Genomic DNA, 2,940 nt, shown 5'->3' on the forward strand with positions numbered 1-2,940 from the left:
CGCTCAACCCGGGCACCGGGGTGGAGCTGCTGATCCCGGACTTCAACGCCGACCCCGGCCAGCTGGCCGAGGTGTTCGGCTCCGCGCCGGAGGTGCTGGCGCACAACGTGGAGACCGTGCCGCGGATCTTCAAACGGATCCGCCCCGGCTTCCGCTACGCCCGGTCGCTGGAGGTCCTCACCCGCGCCCGCGAGGCCGGGCTGGTCACCAAGTCGAACCTGATCCTCGGTATGGGGGAAACCCCCGAGGAGGTCGAGCGCGCGATGCGCGACCTGGTCGAGGCCGGCTGCGAGATCCTGACCATCACCCAGTACCTGCGCCCGTCGGTGCGGCACCACCCGGTGGACCGCTGGGTCAAGCCGGAGGAGTTCGTCGAGCACGCCAAGGTCGCCGAGGCCCTCGGGTTCGCCGGGGTGATGGCCGGGCCGCTGGTCCGCTCCTCCTACCGCGCCGGCCGCCTCTACGCCCAGACCAAGCGCCACCGCGGCGAGGAACTGCCCGCCAACCTGGCGCACCTGGCCGAAGCCGGACCCGCCGCCCAGGAAGCCAGCAGCCTCCTGACCCGCTGAAAGTCCTATCGCCGGCCGGACCGCTGGGTTGTCGGGCGCACACTGCCAGGATCGGAGGCTGCCTTCCGACTGCGCCGCCGTCGAGCAGCACGCGCGCACCATCGGCCGGGGAACCGTCAGGAGGGGCCGGGGCCGCGAGGGGTGAGCGGGCCGGTGGGAGGATGGCGCCCGTGACGGCGAGTACCTACGACATCGACAAGGCGGCCGGCCTGCTGCGCGCCGGGCGGTTGGTGGCCCTTCCCACCGAGACGGTCTACGGCCTGGGCGCCAACGCCGAGGACGCGGCCGCCGTGACGCGGGTGTTCCAGGCGAAGGGGCGCCCGCCGTCGCATCCGCTCATCGTGCACATCGGCGGTGCGGAGCTGCTGGGGGAGTGGGTCGAGGAGGTGCCCGCGACGGCGCGGCTGCTGGCCGAGCACTTCTGGCCGGGGCCGCTGACGCTGGTGCTCCGGCGCGCGCCCCGGGTTCCGCTGGAAGCGACCGGCGGGCTGGAGACCGTCGCCGTGCGGGTGCCCGGCCATCCCGTCGCGCTCGCGCTGCTCGCGGCGTTCGGCGGCGGGGTCGTGGCCCCCTCCGCCAACCGGTTCGGCTCCGTCAGTCCCACGACAGCCGAGCACGTGCGGGCCGAACTCGGCGACGTGGTCGACTTCGTGCTGGACGGCGGCCCGTGTGACGTCGGTGTGGAGTCGACCATCGTCGACGTCACGGGCGACACCCCGAGCGTCCTGCGGCCCGGTGGGGTGACGCGCGAGGACCTCGAAGCGGTGCTGGGGCGGCCCGTCGCGGTCCCGTCGACGAGCCACGTCCGAGTGCCGGGCCAGCACCCCTCGCACTACGCGCCGGAGGCGCGGGTCGTGCTGGTCGAGCCGGAGAAGGTCGTCGTCGAAGCGGAGCTCGCGCAGGAGCAGGGGCACAAGGTGGGTGTCCTGCTGCCTCCTTCGTCCGGCGACGGTCCCGCGGCGGTGCACGCGGTGGTGCCGGTCCCCGGCTCGATGGCCGACTACGCGCGCAGCCTCTACGGGTTCCTGCGCGAATTCGACCAGCGGGGCTGCGACCTCGTCGTGGCGTCCCTGCCGCCCGAGGAGGGGCTCGGACTCGCGATCGCCAACCGGCTGCGCCGCGCCGCCGGGCCCCGCGACTCGGGATGACGCGCGGTCAGCGGCGCACCGGGTAGCGCAGGTGCAGTACCCGGTTGCCCTGGATGACCACCTCCGGGTCCTCCAGCAGGTGCTGCGCGTCGACCGACCCGAAGTAGCGCTTGCCGGACCCGAACACCACGGGGACGACGTCCATGCGCACCTCGTCGACCAGACCCGCGGCGAGCACCTGGCCGCCGACGTCACCGGCGGCGACCTCGACCAGCCGGTCGCCCGCGAGCTCCTGTGCCTTGGCCACGGCCGCCTCGACGCCGTCGACGAAGTGGAACGGCGCCCCGGGGTCCCAGCCCTCGGGCGGCGGCCGGTGCGTCACGACGACCACGTGGTCGATCCCGCCCGGGGGCTTGCCGTCCCAGCCATCAGTGAGGTCGAAGACGTGGCGGCCGGCGATCGTCACCCCGATCTGGTCCCAGTACGCCCGCGTGTAGTCGTAGGACGTCTGCGACACCTTCACCGCCCCGCTGTCGTCCAACGGGACGTCACCGCTGGTCAGCCAGTCGAACAGCGGCCCTGGCTGGTCGTTGTCGTCCGCGATGAAGCCGTCCACCGACACCGAGCTGTACATGACCACCTTGCCCACGGGACTCTCCTCCTCTGCTTGGGTGCCCCGGAAACTAGCGGGTCGTCAGCCGCGGCTCTTGTAAGAAATCAATCGGCGGGCAGCGGCCAGCCCTCCAGCGCGTGGCCGGGGTGTTCGCGCAGGAACCGCCGCCGGACTTCGAGGTACCGGGTCGGCGTCAGCCCGGTGAACTCCCGCAGTTCGTGGCCGAAGTGGGCCTGGTCGAAGTAGCCCGCGGCGGCGGCGAGGCCGCCCCAGTCGACCGGTCCGGCGGGGTCGATCGCGAACACGGTGGCGATGAGGCGGTGGGTGCGGGCCAGCCGCTTCGGCGTGACGCCGACGAGCTGCTTGAACCGGTGCGCCAGATGGGTGCTGCTGACACCGGCCGCCACGGTCAGGTCGCCGATCGCCACCGCCCCGCCTGCCGCCGCGATGACACTGCTCGTGTGGCGGACCAGCCCCAGGCCGGTGGTCTCGCGCAGCCGTCGCCTCAGCTCGTCCTCGAGCAGCGTCAGCATCTCCTGCGGTCCGTCCGCGGTGGCCAGCCGGTCCTGCAGCTCGGCGACGGCGGGCCGGCCCCACACCTGCTCCACCGTCACCGGCCGGTCGCACAGCTCGGCCGCGGGCATCGGCAGGAACGGCGCCAGCCCCCACG

4 protein-coding genes are annotated in these 2,940 nt (G+C 73.4%); 2 read left to right on the plus strand and 2 right to left on the minus strand.

What is annotated here, in order from left to right:
• Together L2C96_RS44085 and L2C96_RS44090 are read left to right on the plus strand one after the other, a co-directional pair.
• On the plus strand, positions 1-569 hold a 569-nt coding region (locus L2C96_RS44085), incomplete at its 5' end, for a lipoyl synthase (protein WP_237340315.1).
• Between the two features lie 161 nt (positions 570-730).
• Positions 731-1,717, plus strand: a complete 987-nt coding sequence (locus L2C96_RS44090; protein WP_237340316.1) for an L-threonylcarbamoyladenylate synthase — start codon at positions 731-733, stop codon at positions 1,715-1,717.
• A gap of 7 nt (positions 1,718-1,724) precedes the next feature.
• Here the strand turns inward: L2C96_RS44090 and L2C96_RS44095 are convergent, their stop codons facing one another.
• Positions 1,725-2,306: a dihydrofolate reductase family protein gene (locus tag L2C96_RS44095; protein ID WP_027929448.1), complete on the minus strand. Its 582-nt coding sequence runs from the start codon at positions 2,304-2,306 to the stop codon at positions 1,725-1,727.
• A 68-nt stretch (positions 2,307-2,374) separates the two neighbouring features.
• The coding region (locus L2C96_RS44100; protein WP_237340317.1) for an AraC family transcriptional regulator at positions 2,375-2,940 on the minus strand (566 nt) is incomplete at its 5' end.

This window comes from Amycolatopsis tucumanensis (assembly GCF_021654135.1).
Lineage (GTDB): Bacteria > Actinomycetota > Actinomycetes > Mycobacteriales > Pseudonocardiaceae > Amycolatopsis_E > Amycolatopsis_E tucumanensis.